Below are 14,355 nucleotides of genomic sequence, written 5' to 3'. Positions count from 1 at the left end.
AAAGCGAATTAAGATTCTTACTGTGAACAATCAAAAGCAGATATTTTGGGGCCTAGTAGGATTCTATTTTTAGTTTGCTAGATCTTTCTTTTCCTCTTTATCTCTATTATCGTGCTATAATAGTGGGAGAAGGCTTTTAAGGAGTACCTTATGGAAACAACGTGTCTGATTAGAACAATGCAAACATCTGATGTTAAAGAACTATCCCAAGGTTTTATCAATCAATGTTGGCCGGGTAGAGAAGAAATTTTGGCTAGATATTTTCTTGAACAAGAATGTGGGGAGAGAGAAGTCTTAGTTGCAGAGGTTAAGGGTGCTTTAGCGGGCTATATCACAATTTTGCCCTACGCTAAGCAGGGGCCTTTTGCAGAAATCTATCCAGAACTCTCAGATTTCAATGTCTTTGGACCCTTTCAAAATCAAGGCATTGGAAATCTCTTGATGGAAGAAGCGGAAAAACGGGTTAAGCTTATATCAGATAAGGTGACCCTTGGTGTTGGGCTCCATTCAGGGTATGGACCTGCCCAGAGATTGTATATCAAACGAGATTATATTCCAGATGGTTCGGGCGTCTGGTATCAAAATCACAGACCGGCTATGGATGCTACTTGTGAAGATATCGGTGACCTTGTTTTGTATCTGTCAAAAGATTTGATTTAAGATAGGTTTTTAAGGTTTAACTATAAAATAGCAAGAAGTCGTAAATTCCTTTTTCATTAGATAGGGATTTTTTCGTATTAGAAAACGAGATACATTCTATGAAACGCTAAAATATAATTATCTGAATTATTAAGAAAAAATAAATATTTAGATAATAGTAAGTTTTGTAATGTTTTAAAAATACTTCGCTCAAAAAAATTTTAATAAAAGTTTAAGATGGAAGGTTTACACAGTGTAAATTATATCATTACAAAAATATTACGATTATTTAAAATTAAATTAAATGTAATAATATACTTTGAAAAATTTGACATATAAATTAATAGACGGTAAAATAGTTAAGATGGTCAAATTAATTGATTTGCGCAATAATTCGATATAAAGATTAATCTGATGTGTCAAATTTTATTATAGTAGAAGGATACCATAATGAAGAAATTGAAAGTGATGGTTGTTTTTGGAACACGACCAGAAGCTATTAAAATGGCCCCTTTAGTGTTAGAATTGCAAAAACATAGTGATAGTATTGAGACGATTACAGTTGTGACAGCTCAGCACCGTCAAATGCTAGATCAAGTTCTTGAAACGTTTAGCATCAAGCCGCATTATGACTTGGATATTATGGGGCAAAATCAATCCCTTTTAGATATTACTGGAAAAATTTTAGAAAAGTTTGATCCAATTGTTAAGCAAGAACTTCCAGATATGATTCTTGTTCACGGAGACACAACGACAACTTTTGCAGCAAGTTTAGTTGCTTTCTATAATCAGGTACGAATCGGCCACGTTGAAGCTGGTTTAAGGACTTTTGATAAGTATTCTCCTTTCCCAGAAGAAATGAATCGTCAGATGACAGATAACCTTGCGGATCTTTATTTTGCTCCAACTAGTGAGAGTAAAGAAAATCTTCTTAAGGAAAATCATCCTGAGTCTGCTATTGTCATTACGGGAAATACAGCCATTGATGCCTTGAAACTAACCGTTCAATCGGATTACTATCATGAAGTTCTAGATCAATTGGATCCAGATAAGAAACTTGTATTGGTAACCATGCATCGTCGTGAAAATCAAGGTCAACCAATGAGAAATGTCTTTACAGCTTTACGTGAGATGGTCGATCTTCATCAGGAAATTGAAGTTGTTTATCCTGTTCACCTTAGCCCTGCTGTGCAAGAAGCAGCAAAAGATATCTTAGCCGGTCACGATCGTATTCACTTGATTGAGCCTTTAGATGTACTTGATTTTCATAATTTGGCTTCAAGAAGCTATTTTATCATGACCGACTCTGGTGGTGTTCAGGAAGAGGCGCCTTCTCTGGGCAAACCTGTCCTTGTCCTTCGTGACACGACGGAACGTCCAGAAGGAGTAAGAGCAGGTACTTTGAAGCTAGTTGGTACGGATCCAGTACGTGTGAAAGAAGCGATGGCAGCACTCTTAACAGATGAAACTCTTTATGGACAAATGTCTCAGGCACCAAATCCTTATGGAGATGGAAGAGCTTCTGAACGAATCGTACAATCCATTCAACAGTACTTTGGGGCAGCGACTTCTGTATCTGAATTCAAAGGGGGAAAATAAGATAAAATGAAAAATTGGAGTCAATTTAAAAACTGGCTTATGGCTTTGCTTGCCTGTGAGGTCATTCTTTTGGTGCTTTGTTTTTTGTATGCCCGAGCAATCATTTTAGAACAAATCTTGTTTTTAGCTTTAGCCTTGTTTGCAGTGTTGGTATTATCTGACCTTTTGCTTACTTGGACCCTTATCTTAGCATTTGGCTTTGGACTTATCGTTTTGGTTGCGGGTGTGGTTTATATCCCAATCATTCAACTGGTCTTCTTATTGATCAGTTTTCCACTTTTGATTGGGATTCTACTTAAGGTTCGTTATTATTTCTTCAAGGTGGCCTCAAAGGTCCAAGAACAGGAAGACGAAGCTCGAGCAGATTACCAAGCTATGGTCACTGAACAAAGTGATGTTACGGTTCAATCTCTATTGATTCATTGGGCACATGAAGATTTGTTCTTCCAGATTAAACCCAAAGAACATAACCAGATGCTCAGTCGTATTCAAGAGGTAATTGCTCAGGAATTGAGTTACAATGATAAGCTCTATTACGTTTCGGATGGTAATTTTCTCGTTCTATCGAGTAGTAGTCAGCATTCTTTGAAGGACCTTTACTTTAATGGTTTGCAGGAGAAACTGAACAGTTTAGTTTTTCATGGAGAAGATGGCAATCAAGGAATTCAGTTCCAAACAGGCTATTTGGTGATTAACTCTGATAATAAAGATAAATACCAAGACTATGCAGATGTTGCCAGTCATCTCAAACGTCAACTAGAGACAGATGTAATTGTAGAATATTAGGAGGGAAACATGACTTTAACCGAACTATTTTTTGGTATTGCTTTGGGGCTCAGTCTCGCCTTTGGCATTTGTTTTATCATACTATTTATTGCATACAATATTCTTTACCATCGAGTGAACAAAAATTTTAAGGCGGTGAATCATCATTAGTCAAATGTTAATGATTTTTACGCTACTTACTATTTGGATTTCTCTAGCTTGGGGATTGGTAATTCTCTTTTCAGCTGTTCACTTTTGGTTTAAACATAGTGATTTTCGTGTAGACACTTCGCCGCTACCTTATTATCCTAAGGTTACCATTGTTGTTCCTGCCCATAATGAGGATGTGGTTATTGCCCAAACAGCAAAAGCTATCTTGGATATGAACTATCCTCACGACCGTGTGGAGTTGCTTCTATTCGCAGATAACTGTTCAGATAACACCTATGCAGAATGTTTGTCTGTACAAGCCATGCCTGAGTATGCAGGAAGAAATCTGACGATTATCGACCGTACTGGTACGGGAGGAAAGGCGGGCGTTCTAAACGATGCTTTGGAGATGGCAACGGGCGAATACATCTGTGTCTATGATGCGGATGCTATGCCTGAAAAAAATGCTCTTTATTTCCTTGTCAAAGAAGTGATAAAGGACCCAGAACGCCATGTGGCATCTTTCGGTCGAAACAAGACTCGAAATGCCAATCAAAATTTCTTGACTCGTTGTATCAACCAAGAAATCGTTGTTACTCAGCGGGTGCACCATGTTGGGATGTGGCATCTCTTTAAAATTGGTCGTATCCCAGGAACCAACTTTATCATTCAAACCGACTTTGTAAAGAGTATCGGTGGTTGGAAAAATGGTGNCTTGACAGAGGATACTGATATTTCCTTCAAAATCATGCAGAGTGGTAAATTGATTGCCCTTGCCTATAATTCAGAGGCTTTCCAACAAGAACCTGAGACTTTAAAGAGTTACTATATGCAGCGTAAACGTTGGGCGAAAGGAAATTATGAAGTAGTTCTCTCGAACTTTAAGCATTTATTTGGCAGAGCAAACTGGCGCGTTAAACTAGAAGTCTTTAACTATTCATGTGTCTTCTTTTGGTTTAACTTTGCTATTGTCCTATCGGATTTGATTTTCCTAGCGAATGTGCTAGCGATCTGCCTTAATCTTTTCTTCCCAGATGTCAGGGTTCCGTTTGCTTTTGATGCGGACAATATCTACATCGCCCAGCTCATGCTTTTTAACTGGATTCTCATGATTGGTCTCTATTTGATGCAGATTATGATTGCATTGGCAAGTCAATTTGGACAAGCGACGACGAAACAAATCTGGTTGGCCTTGGCAGCCTATTTCTCTTATGCACAGATGTTTATCGTTGTATCCATTGATTCCATTTCTTCAATCGTACTGGATAAAGTACTCCAACGAAAAGAAACCAAGTGGGTTAAAACCAAGCGATTTGCAGGATAGGAGATTCTATGAAAACGAATAAATTAAAATATGTCTGGTTTGTGCTTATCCTTTCTATCTTTTGTTTAGCCTTGTTTTTAGCAAGAGGAAGGACTAAAATCGAGATGCGTAATCGAATTTACAGACAATGGAGCCAACAGTTCCTTGTTACAAAAGGCGATCAGTCTTATGTTCGTACGACGAGTGATTCGGAGGGAACAACAGTTCTATCTGAAGCCCAAAGTTACGGCATGCTCATAACGGTTTTAGCAGCCCAAAAAGGGCAAGCAAGTCAAGCAGATTTTGAGAGTCTTTATCGTTATTACCAAAATCATCGTATTGAGGGGACGCAGTTGATGTCTTGGAAGCAAGTGATCAAAAATGATAGCGAAACGGTTGAAAAGCAAAACGCAACCGATGGTGATCTCTATATCGCTTATTCTTTGATTGAAGCTGCCAAACAGTGGCCAGATAAGGCTCAGGAATATGAAGGACAAGCCAAAAGTATCTTGATTGATATTCTTCGATTTAATTATAATGAGGAGACCGGTGTTCTAAAAGTAGGAAATTGGGCCCAAAAAAATTCAGATTTTTACTATCTGATGAGAACATCTGATACACTACCTCATTATTTCCAAGTATTTTATAATTTAACTGGTGATAAACAATGGCTAGATGTCAAGAATAAGATGCTTGGGCAATTGGAGCAAATTAGTTCTCAATCTGAGACCGGTCTCTTGCCAGATTTTATCTGGGTAGAGAAGTCAGGTGCGCGTGTTGCTAAAGCAAATACTATTGAATCTCAATATGATGGGGCGTATTCTTATAATGCTTGTCGCTTGCCTTATCACTTATCTCAAAGTCAAGACGAAAGAAGTCAAAAACTCGTTCAAAAGATGATGGATTTCTTTATGAAAGAGCAACGTATCTATGCTGGTTATGACTTGAACGGAACGGCCTTCAATCAATACCAGGCAGGTAGTTTCTTGGCACCGATTACTTATGCATCTGACAAGGGAGAAGGTTATCTGAAACTTCTTCAGCAAAATAAATACATTTTCACACAAGATTTACCTTTGGATAACTACTATGATGCAACGATGATTACCATGATTGCTCTAGAGCTGTTCTAGAATGAAAAGAGAGGGCTAGTTATACTGGCTCTCTTTTTGATAGGATTTTCATCTTTTTTCAAAAAAGGAATTTCCTAAGTTTTATGGTATAATGGAAAGAGTGATAAAAAAGAGGTAGAGAGATGGATGCAAAATTAAAATACAAGGCGAAAAAGATTAAAATCGTCTTTTTTGATATTGATGATACCTTGCGTACGTCAAAGACAGGTTTTATTCCAGCTACAATTCCCACTGTCTTTAAACAGTTGCGAGAGAAAGGGATTTTAACAGGAATCGCCTCTGGGCGAGGTATTTTCGGTGTTGTTCCAGAGATTCGAGACCTCAAGCCGGACTTTTTTGTAACCCTAAATGGGGCCTATATTGAAGATAAAAAAGGTCAGGTCATTTATCAGCATCAGATTGACAAGTCAGATGTTGAGGAGTATATCTCTTGGACTAAGCGAGAGGGAATTGAATATGGCTTGGTTGGCAGTCATGACGCCAAACTCTCCACGCGAACAGAACTGATCAGTGAGGCGATTGATCCGATTTATCCGAACTTGGGTGTGGATCCTGACTTTCATAAAAAAGCAGATATATGCCAGATGTGGACCTTTGAAGATAAAGGGGATGGCTTGCACTTACCAGAGTCTTTATCGGATAAACTTCGCATGGTGCGTTGGCATGAACATTCATCTGATATCGTGCCGATTTCAGGATCAAAAGCAACTGGTGTAGCCAAGGTTGTAGAACATCTAGGCTTGAAACCAGAGAATGTTATGGTCTTTGGGGACGGTCTCAATGACATGGAACTCTTTGATTATGCTGGAATCAGTATTGCTATGGGTGTTTCCCATGATAAAATCAAAGAAAAAGCAGATTATATTACAAAAACAGTAGAAGAAGATGGCATTTTTGATGCCTTAGAAGGATTTGGTATGGTAGAAAAAGAATTGCATTTCCCACAAGTAGACATTGAAACAGTAGAAGGTCCGTTGGCGACTATTAAGACAAATCACGGAGACTTGCGTATCAAGCTTTTCCCTGAACAGGCTCCCAAAACAGTAGCCAACTTTGTTGCTCTTTCAAAAGATGGCTACTATGATGGTGTTATTTTCCATCGTATTATCAAGGACTTTATGATTCAAGGTGGAGACCCAACTGGTACTGGTATGGGTGGTGAGTCCATTTATGGACAAGCTTTTGAAGATGAATTTTCTGAAGAACTTTATAATATCCGTGGTGCCCTTTCTATGGCCAATGCGGGTCCAAATACCAATGGAAGCCAGTTCTTTATCGTTCAAAATCAACACTTGCCGTACTCTAAGAAAGAGATTGCGCGTGGTGGTTGGCCTGAACCAATCGCTGAGATCTATGCAGAACAAGGTGGAACTCCTCACCTTGACCGTCGCCATACTGTTTTTGGGCAATTGGTAGATGCAGAATCTTTTGCGGTCTTGGATGCCATTGCAGCTGTTGAGACTGGTGCAATGGATAAGCCAGTTGAAGATGTGGTAATTGAAACGATTGAAATTGAGGACTAGGATGAAAATTGGTGATAAGCTAACTGGGCGTATTACAGGAATTCAGCCCTATGGTGCCTTTGTTGAGTTAGAGACAGGGGGGACAGGGCTGATTCACATCTCGGAGATTCGGACGGGATTTATTGAAAATATCTATGACATTTTAAAAATTGGCGATGAAGTCCAAGTTCAGGTGGTGGATTTTGACGAATACACTGGGAAGGCCAGCCTTTCTATCCGTACCTTGGAGGAGGAAAAATATCAATTGCCAAGACGGAGACGTTTTTCAAATGATCGGATCAAGCACGGATTTGCTCCTCTTGCCCGAATGATGCCTGTTTGGACGCGCGAGGCATTAGAGTATTTAAAGAAGAAGCCATAAATACGATTATCTAAATTATTTGTGCTATTAACATAATTTGTTATAATAAAAGTATGAAAGAAGAACAATTATTAAAACCAGGAGAGCGAATCAACCAGCTCTTTTCGACAGATATCAAGATCATCCAAAATAGAGAGGTGTTTAGCTATTCGGTGGATAGTGTTCTCTTGTCACGCTTTCCTCGCTTCCCTAAACGGGGTTTAATTGTGGACTTTTGTGCTGGGAATGGTGCAGTTGGACTTTTTGCAAGTAGTCGTACCAAGGCAAAAATTCTCTCTGTAGAGATTCAGGAGCGTTTGGCGGATATGGCAGAGCGTTCGGTTCAGTTGAATGGCTTGGAAGAGCAGATGCAGGTCATCTGTGATGATTTGAAAAATATGCCTGCCCACATTCAGGGAAGTAAGGTGGATATGATTTTGTGTAATCCGCCTTATTTTAAGGTGGATCCGCATTCCAATCTCAACGAGAGTGAACACTACCTTCTGGCCAGACACGAAATTGCGACTAATCTTAAGGAAATCTGTCGAAGTGCTCAGAGCATTCTCAAGTCTAATGGTCGTTTTGTCATGGTTCATCGTCCAGATCGACTTTTGGATATTCTAGATATGCTTCAACGCCACAATTTAGCACCCAAGCGCCTGCAACTTGTCTATCCTAAACGAGAAAAGGAAGCCAATATGCTTTTAATCGAAGCAATCAAAGATGGGTCTATTAGTGGCTTCAAGGTCTTGCCACCACTCATTGTTCATAATGATGATGGTTCCTATACGCCAGAAATTCAAGAGATTTACTATGGATCATAAGGCTTATATGTATGTGGTAGAGTGCCGTGACGGTTCTTACTATACTGGTTATACGACAGACGTTAAGAAACGTCTTGCCGTTCATAATAGTGGTAAGGGAGCCAAGTATACCCGAGCTCGCTTGCCAGTCAAACTCATCTATGTAGAGGGTTTTGCCAGTAAGGAAGAAGCTATGTCTGCCGAAGCTCTCCTCAAACGCAAGAAACGTCCACAGAAAGAGCGATTTTTATCCGAAAATCAAGAGAAAAATCTAGTCAACCATATTGATGTCTAACGAGGAGTCTTTTGGCTCCTCTTACTTTTGTCAAAAGTGGAAAAAAGTGCTAAAATAAGATGAATAAATTTAAAGAGGTATTATCATGTCTAAGATTCTAGTATTTGGTCACCAAAATCCAGACTCAGATGCCATCGGGTCATCTGTAGCCTTTGCTTATCTTGCAAAAGAGGCGTATGGATTGGACACAGAAGCAGTAGCACTTGGAACTCCTAATGAAGAAACAGCCTTTGTTTTGAACTATTTTGGTGTAGAAGCACCACGCGTCATCACATCTGCTAAAGCAGAAGGTGTGGAGCAAGTCATCTTGACTGACCACAATGAATTCCAACAATCAGTGTCAGACATCGCTGAAGTAGAAGTTTACGGTGTTGTGGACCACCACCGTGTGGCTAACTTTGAAACTGCAAGCCCACTTTACATGCGTTTGGAACCAGTTGGATCAGCTTCATCTATCGTTTACCGCATGTTCAAAGAACATGGTGTAGCAGTTCCTAAAGAAATCGCAGGTTTGATGCTTTCAGGTTTGATTTCAGATACCCTTCTTTTGAAATCACCAACAACACACCCATCTGACAAAGTCATTGCTCCTGAATTGGCTGAATTAGCTGGTGTCAACTTGGAAGAGTACGGTCTTGCTATGCTCAAGGCTGGTACAAACTTGGCTAGTAAATCTGCTGAAGAATTGATTGATATCGATGCTAAGACTTTTGAACTCAACGGAAATAAGGTTCGTGTTGCCCAAGTGAATACAGTTGATATTGCTGAAGTCTTGGAACGCCAAGCTGAAATCGAAGCGGCAATGCAAGCGGCTAATGCAGCAAACGGCTACTCTGACTTTGTCTTGATGATTACAGATATCGTTAACTCAAACTCAGAAATTTTGGCTCTTGGATCAAACATGGACAAGGTCGAAGCAGCCTTCAACTTTAAACTTGAAAATAACCATGCCTTCCTTCCAGGTGCTGTTTCACGTAAGAAACAAGTGGTGCCTCAGTTGACTGAAAGCTTTAATGATTAAAATTTTGGGTATTATTTCAAAATAGAAAACAGTGTTTTCCATATAGCTAAAGGGGTTTCGGCTCCTTTTTTTCTAGGAGAGAAAGATGTTAGAAAATGGCGATTTGATTTTTGTGAGAGAAGATACAGAAATGGGGCAGGCTATCCAGGCTTCTACAGGTAACTACAGTCACGTGGCTATCTTTTTGGACGGTTTTGTTTATCATGCAACTGGTGAGGTTGGTGTTATCTGTCAAGAACCGGCTGAATTTTTTGAACCGACTCATCTTTACGACCTTTATGTCTATCCAGAGCTGGAAGCTGACTTGGTGAAGGAGAGAGCTAGCAAACATTTAGGCGCACCCTATAATGCCTCTTTTTATCCGGATGGGAATGGCTTTTATTGCTCCCAGTATATCGCAGAAATCCTGCCTATTTTTGAGACTATTCCGATGCAATTTGGGGACGGGGAGCAGGAGATTAGTGATTTCTGGAATGAATACTATAGAGAACTAGGAATAGCTGTGCCTCTGAACCAGCCAGGGACCAATCCTAGTCAGTTAGCGGCATCCCCTCTTTTAAAATGTAAAGAAAGGAACCTTCATGATTCAGATTTTTAATCCTTCTCGTTTGACTCGACAACCATTTTTTATAGATTTGGTTGACTATCTGGACCAGCATGACGATGTGATTCTACGAGAAATCAAGGCCCAGTTTCCAGATGTATCAGTTGATAAGCTTATGGAAGAGTATATAAAGGCAGGCTTGATTCTAAGGGAAAATAAACGTTATTCGCTCAATCTCCCTTTTTTAGAATCTACGGATGATTTAGCCCTTGATCAAGAGATTTTTGTCAGAGAGGACAGTCCAGTCTATCAAGGCTTGCTGGAGAAGACTTTTGAGACGGAATTGCGCAATCAAACCAATGCAGCCATTTTAATCGAACATACGGACTTTGCAAGGCAAAAAATGACCTTGTCTAATTATTTTTATAAAGTTAAGAACCAGTATCCACTGACAGAAGATCAGCAGAAACTCTATGATATTTTAGGAGATGTTAACCCTGAGTATGCCCTCAAATATATGACGACTTTTTTGTTAAAATTCCTCAAAAAAGACCAACTGATGCAGAAACGCCGTGATATCTTTGTGGATAGTTTGGTCATCCTAGGCTATATTGTGCAAAATGAAGCTGGAAAGTATGAGTTGGCTNTTGATTTCGACAAGGAGCGGTTGACTTTCTATTTACCTTAATTGCTTCATTTTGAGCAGATTGTTTGACTTTGCTAAAGAATAAGCATAAACTGAATGCAAGCGATAACGTTTATCGTATTAAAAGCAAAGGAGACAGAGCTATGTCACTTGAAAATAAATTGGATCAAGCAACTGGTGCTATCAAAGAAGGATTTGGTAAAGTTACTGGCGATAGCAAGACAGAAGCAGAAGGTACTGTAGAAAAAACAGTTGCGAAAGCAAAAGAAGTAGTTGAAGATGCTAAAGGTGCTGTAGAAGGTGCCGTTGAAGGTCTTAAAAATTCATTTAAGAAAGAAGACTAAAAAAATCAAGGGAATGCTTCCCTTGATTTTTTTATAGATAACGTTCTGCGATAGCCGCATCTCCAGGATAATCTTCTTTCTTTCCTTGGACGATCTGGTAGCAATCAGCTCCCTTACCAGCAATAATCACGGCATCGAGTTCTTGATTTGTGATGGCCATAGCTGCCTTGATGGCTTGTTCACGATCGACAATCTTTTCAACAGGATGACTGATATAGCTACTGATTTCTTCAGCAATGGCCATTGGATCTTCATAGTTGGGGTCATCAGCGGTGAGAAAGACTTGAATCTCAGGATGTTGATTAAGGAGGAGGCCAAAGTCCTTGCGTCGACTTTCTCCTTTATTGCCTGTCGAACCGAGAACCAGAGCAATTTTTCCAGTTTGATGAGTTTCAACCACATTGATGAGTTTCTTCAGACTGTCACCATTGTGGGCATAGTCGATGAAGACCTTGGCTCCATTTTTCTGAGTCAAGACTTCCATACGTCCAGGAACGCGGGTTGCAGCGATTCCTTTTNTGATATCTTCGAGACTAGCACCTAGACGAAGACAGGCAAGTCCTGCAGCAACTGCATTTTCTTGGTTAAAGTGGCCAATGAGTTGAATATCATAATCACTAGCGAGTTTACCTGTAGCGGAAAAGCTAAAGGCTTTGGAGTTCTCGATTTGGTTACTTGACTGGCTACCATAGAAGTCATGTTCTTGATGTTCCACTTGTTCTTTTAGCACAGAAAAGTGGTTCATGTCGCTGTTAATGACAACTGCTCGGCTATTTTTCATCAAGAGACGTTTGTGATAGAAGTAATCTTCAAAGCTAGGATGCTCAATCGGTCCGATATGGTCAGGTGTGATGTTGAGAAAGACTCCTACATCAAAGGTCAGGCCATAGACTCGATGAACAAGATAGGCTTGGCTAGAGACTTCCATTACAAGATGGGTTCGACCATTCTTAACAGCCTGAGCCATCATGTTGAAAAGATCGATGTTTTCAGGTGTTGAGAAGGAAGATTTAAAGAAGGTCTTGCCATCTAGAGTTGTATTCATAGTTGACAAGAGAGCTGTTGGGTAGCGTTGAGATAGAATGTGGTATGCAAAGTAAGCAGATGTTGTCTTTCCTTTTGTCCCTGTGAAAGCGAGAATTTTGAGTTTTTCTTGTGGATTACCATAAAATTCCATAGCAATCAAACTCATGGCTTTCTTGATATCGTTCACAACGATGACAGGGATACCAACCTCGTAGTCCTTTTCGGCAACATACCAGGCTAAGCCCTGAGTTATAGCAGAAAGAAGGTATTCTTTTTTAAAGGCAGCGCCTTTTGCAAAAAAAAGAGTGCCTTCTTTTACTTTTCGGCTGTCGTAACTGATGCTATCAAAAACAACTTCGTTGTAGTTGTAGTGGTAGTGTCCTTGGTCGATAATCTCGCGGAAGAGATCATCTTTCTTTAATATATCTAATACGGTTTCAATCTTTATCATACTTTCTATTGTAAACCGAAAGTCTGAATTTTACAAGTAACAAGGAAAAGTTTATAATGGAAGATGAGGAAAATTTCCTAGTTATTAAAATTGAATGAGGAAGCTATGTCTAACGAAAACAATCACCAGCAAGCCCAGATGTTGCGAGGGACTGCTTGGCTAACAGCTAGTAACTTTATTAGTCGCCTCCTTGGTGCTATCTACATTATTCCCTGGTATATCTGGATGGGGACCTATGCTGCCAAGGCAAATGGACTCTTTACCATGGGCTACAATATTTACGCCTGGTTCTTGCTGATTTCGACGGCGGGTATCCCAGTTGCAGTTGCAAAACAAGTGGCTAAGTACAATACCATGCGAGAAGAAGAGCACAGCTTTGCCTTGATTCGGAGTTTCCTAAGCTTTATGACGGGCTTGGGCTTAGTCTTTGCTTTGGTCTTGTATCTCTTTTCTCCCTGGTTAGCAGATTTGTCAGGTGTGGGGAAAGACCTGATTCCTATCATGCAGAGCTTGGCTTGGGCGGTCTTGATTTTCCCATCTATGAGTGTCATCCGAGGCTTCTTCCAAGGGATGAACAATCTGAAACCCTATGCTATGAGCCAAATCGCTGAGCAGGTGATTCGTGTTATCTGGATGTTGTTGGCGACCTTCTTCATTATGAAGATGGGTTCTGGTGACTACCTATCAGCCGTTACCCAATCGACCTTTGCGGCCTTTGTGGGGATGGTGGCAAGTTTTGCAGTTTTGATTTATTTCCTTGCCCAAGAAGGTTTGCTTAAAAGAGTCTTTGAAACACGGGATAAAATCAATAGCAAGCGACTCTTAGTCGATACCATCAAGGAAGCCATTCCCTTTATCCTGACAGGATCAGCCATTCAACTCTTCCAGATTTTAGACCAGATGACCTTTATCAATAGTATGAAGTGGTTTACCAACTACAGCAATGAAGACTTGGTTGTCATGTTTTCTTATTTCTCTGCCAATCCGAATAAAATTACCATGATTTTAATCTCTGTGGGAGTTTCGATTGGGAGTGTCGGCTTGCCACTGTTGACGGAAAACTATGTAAAAGGTGACTTGCAGGCGGCGGCTCGCCTAGTCCAAGATAGCCTCACCATGCTCTTCTTATTTCTACTACCAGCAACGGTTGGAGTGGTCATGGTAGGGGAGCCTCTTTATACAGTTTTTTACGGTAAGCCAGATAGTCTGGCCATGGGCTTATTTGTCTTTGCAGTTTTGCAGTCTACTATCCTAGGCTTGTATATGGTCTTGTCTCCTATGCTTCAGGCCATGTTCCGCAACCGCAAGGCAGTTCTTTATTTTGTCTATGGTTCCATTGCTAAGATCGTCTTGCAATTGCCAACCATTGCTATTTTCCACAGCTACGGTCCCTTGATTTCAACGACTATCGGCTTGATTATTCCAAATGTCTTGATGTACCGAGACATCTGCCAGGTAACGGGTGCTCGTCGAAAGATAATCTTGAAGCGAACCATTTTGATTACCATCTTGACCCTTGTCATGTTTATCCTAGTTGGCTTCTTGCAGTGGCTGCTCGGTTTTGTCTTCCAGCCAAGTGGACGTTTCTGGAGTTTCCTTTATGTGGCTCTCATCGGGGGACTTGGGGGAGGTCTTTATGGTTTGATGAGCCTACGAACTCGACTCTTAGACAAGATAATCGGCAAAGCTCAAGCAGACAGACTACGTACACGATTGAAAATCTCGTAAAAAGATTTATAAATAAAAGTAATAAATTTAACCTTTCTTTAACAG

16 protein-coding genes are annotated in these 14,355 nt (G+C 40.1%); 15 read left to right on the top strand and 1 reads right to left on the bottom strand.

The features are described from left to right. The first annotated feature begins 150 nt into the window (after positions 1-150). From D8847_RS04480 to D8847_RS04420, 14 genes are all read left to right on the top strand, one after another. Positions 151-660, top strand: coding sequence for a GNAT family N-acetyltransferase (locus tag D8847_RS04480; protein WP_125840754.1), 510 nt, complete (start codon positions 151-153; stop codon positions 658-660). A 429-nt stretch (positions 661-1,089) separates the two neighbouring features. Further along, positions 1,090-2,238 carry a non-hydrolyzing UDP-N-acetylglucosamine 2-epimerase gene (wecB, locus tag D8847_RS04475; RefSeq protein WP_125840753.1) on the top strand — a complete coding sequence of 383 codons (1,149 nt, stop codon included), beginning with the start codon at positions 1,090-1,092 and terminating at the stop codon, positions 2,236-2,238. Between the two features lie 6 nt (positions 2,239-2,244). Next, complete coding sequence (locus D8847_RS04470) at positions 2,245-3,024, top strand: hypothetical protein (protein ID WP_125840752.1); 780 nt, start codon at positions 2,245-2,247, stop codon at positions 3,022-3,024. Positions 3,025-3,033: 9 nt separating this feature from the next. Beyond that, the gene (locus tag D8847_RS10630) at positions 3,034-3,174 is read left to right on the top strand and encodes a hypothetical protein (protein WP_185757921.1); all 141 of its coding nucleotides are present in this window, start codon (positions 3,034-3,036) and stop codon (positions 3,172-3,174) included. Continuing rightward, positions 3,167-4,477: a glycosyltransferase family 2 protein gene (locus D8847_RS04465; RefSeq protein ID WP_125840751.1), complete on the top strand. Its 1,311-nt coding sequence runs from the start codon at positions 3,167-3,169 to the stop codon at positions 4,475-4,477. Before D8847_RS10630 ends, D8847_RS04465 begins: the two co-directional genes overlap by 8 nt. Positions 4,478-4,485: 8 nt before the next feature. Next, positions 4,486-5,589: a glycosyl hydrolase family 8 gene (locus D8847_RS04460; RefSeq protein ID WP_125840750.1), complete on the top strand. Its 1,104-nt coding sequence runs from the start codon at positions 4,486-4,488 to the stop codon at positions 5,587-5,589. A 122-nt stretch (positions 5,590-5,711) separates the two neighbouring features. Beyond that, positions 5,712-7,112 (top strand): bifunctional Cof-type HAD-IIB family hydrolase/peptidylprolyl isomerase, encoded by a 1,401-nt coding sequence (locus tag D8847_RS04455; RefSeq protein ID WP_125840749.1) that lies wholly within the window; start codon positions 5,712-5,714, stop codon positions 7,110-7,112. Position 7,113: 1 nt separating this feature from the next. Beyond that, positions 7,114-7,473: a S1 RNA-binding domain-containing protein gene (locus tag D8847_RS04450; protein WP_125840748.1), complete on the top strand. Its 360-nt coding sequence runs from the start codon at positions 7,114-7,116 to the stop codon at positions 7,471-7,473. Between the two features lie 53 nt (positions 7,474-7,526). Further along, a complete protein-coding gene (locus tag D8847_RS04445) occupies positions 7,527-8,276 on the top strand; it encodes a tRNA1(Val) (adenine(37)-N6)-methyltransferase (RefSeq protein WP_084874348.1) in 750 nt (249 codons plus the stop codon). Beyond that, positions 8,266-8,550 carry a GIY-YIG nuclease family protein gene (locus D8847_RS04440; protein ID WP_125453383.1) on the top strand — a complete coding sequence of 95 codons (285 nt, stop codon included), beginning with the start codon at positions 8,266-8,268 and terminating at the stop codon, positions 8,548-8,550. Before D8847_RS04445 ends, D8847_RS04440 begins: the two co-directional genes overlap by 11 nt. 85 nt (positions 8,551-8,635) lie before the next feature. After that, entirely contained in the window at positions 8,636-9,571 is a 936-nt protein-coding gene (locus D8847_RS04435; protein ID WP_125840747.1) for a manganese-dependent inorganic pyrophosphatase, read from the top strand. Between the two features lie 85 nt (positions 9,572-9,656). After that, entirely contained in the window at positions 9,657-10,169 is a 513-nt protein-coding gene (locus D8847_RS04430) for a YiiX/YebB-like N1pC/P60 family cysteine hydrolase (protein ID WP_125840746.1), read from the top strand. Then, positions 10,153-10,803, top strand: a complete 651-nt coding sequence (locus D8847_RS04425) for a DUF1803 domain-containing protein (RefSeq protein WP_125840745.1) — start codon at positions 10,153-10,155, stop codon at positions 10,801-10,803. Before D8847_RS04430 ends, D8847_RS04425 begins: the two co-directional genes overlap by 17 nt. A gap of 101 nt (positions 10,804-10,904) precedes the next feature. Beyond that, the gene (locus D8847_RS04420; RefSeq protein WP_000051179.1) at positions 10,905-11,105 is read left to right on the top strand and encodes a CsbD family protein; all 201 of its coding nucleotides are present in this window, start codon (positions 10,905-10,907) and stop codon (positions 11,103-11,105) included. Positions 11,106-11,136: 31 nt separating this feature from the next. On the opposite strand, the gene D8847_RS04415 is transcribed toward D8847_RS04420, so the two are convergent. Then, the gene (locus D8847_RS04415; protein WP_125840744.1) at positions 11,137-12,582 is read right to left on the bottom strand and encodes a UDP-N-acetylmuramoyl-L-alanyl-D-glutamate--L-lysine ligase; all 1,446 of its coding nucleotides are present in this window, start codon (positions 12,580-12,582) and stop codon (positions 11,137-11,139) included. Positions 12,583-12,687: 105 nt separating this feature from the next. Here D8847_RS04415 and D8847_RS04410 point away from each other — a divergent pair, with 105 nt between their 5' ends. Continuing rightward, positions 12,688-14,310, top strand: coding sequence for a putative polysaccharide biosynthesis protein (locus D8847_RS04410; RefSeq protein WP_125840743.1), 1,623 nt, complete (start codon positions 12,688-12,690; stop codon positions 14,308-14,310). The last annotated feature ends 45 nt before the right edge of the window (positions 14,311-14,355 follow it).

It is taken from the genome of Streptococcus mitis, assembly GCF_003942795.1.
In the GTDB taxonomy this organism is placed as follows: Bacteria; Bacillota; Bacilli; order Lactobacillales; family Streptococcaceae; genus Streptococcus; species Streptococcus mitis_BJ.
The sequence above is the reverse complement of the archived record's forward strand: the minus strand, read 5'-3'. Positions and strand labels throughout refer to the sequence as shown.

Coding starts and splice junctions, on each gene's coding strand:
- D8847_RS04480 (WP_125840754.1), top strand. CDS start 151: ATGGAAACAACGTGTCTGATTAGAACAATGCAAACATCTGATGTTAAA.
- wecB (WP_125840753.1), top strand. CDS start 1,090: ATGAAGAAATTGAAAGTGATGGTTGTTTTTGGAACACGACCAGAAGCT.
- D8847_RS04470 (WP_125840752.1), top strand. CDS start 2,245: ATGAAAAATTGGAGTCAATTTAAAAACTGGCTTATGGCTTTGCTTGCC.
- D8847_RS10630 (WP_185757921.1), top strand. CDS start 3,034: ATGACTTTAACCGAACTATTTTTTGGTATTGCTTTGGGGCTCAGTCTC.
- D8847_RS04460 (WP_125840750.1), top strand. CDS start 4,486: ATGAAAACGAATAAATTAAAATATGTCTGGTTTGTGCTTATCCTTTCT.
- D8847_RS04455 (WP_125840749.1), top strand. CDS start 5,712: ATGGATGCAAAATTAAAATACAAGGCGAAAAAGATTAAAATCGTCTTT.
- D8847_RS04450 (WP_125840748.1), top strand. CDS start 7,114: ATGAAAATTGGTGATAAGCTAACTGGGCGTATTACAGGAATTCAGCCC.
- D8847_RS04445 (WP_084874348.1), top strand. CDS start 7,527: ATGAAAGAAGAACAATTATTAAAACCAGGAGAGCGAATCAACCAGCTC.
- D8847_RS04440 (WP_125453383.1), top strand. CDS start 8,266: ATGGATCATAAGGCTTATATGTATGTGGTAGAGTGCCGTGACGGTTCT.
- D8847_RS04435 (WP_125840747.1), top strand. CDS start 8,636: ATGTCTAAGATTCTAGTATTTGGTCACCAAAATCCAGACTCAGATGCC.
- D8847_RS04430 (WP_125840746.1), top strand. CDS start 9,657: ATGTTAGAAAATGGCGATTTGATTTTTGTGAGAGAAGATACAGAAATG.
- D8847_RS04420 (WP_000051179.1), top strand. CDS start 10,905: ATGTCACTTGAAAATAAATTGGATCAAGCAACTGGTGCTATCAAAGAA.
- D8847_RS04410 (WP_125840743.1), top strand. CDS start 12,688: ATGTCTAACGAAAACAATCACCAGCAAGCCCAGATGTTGCGAGGGACT.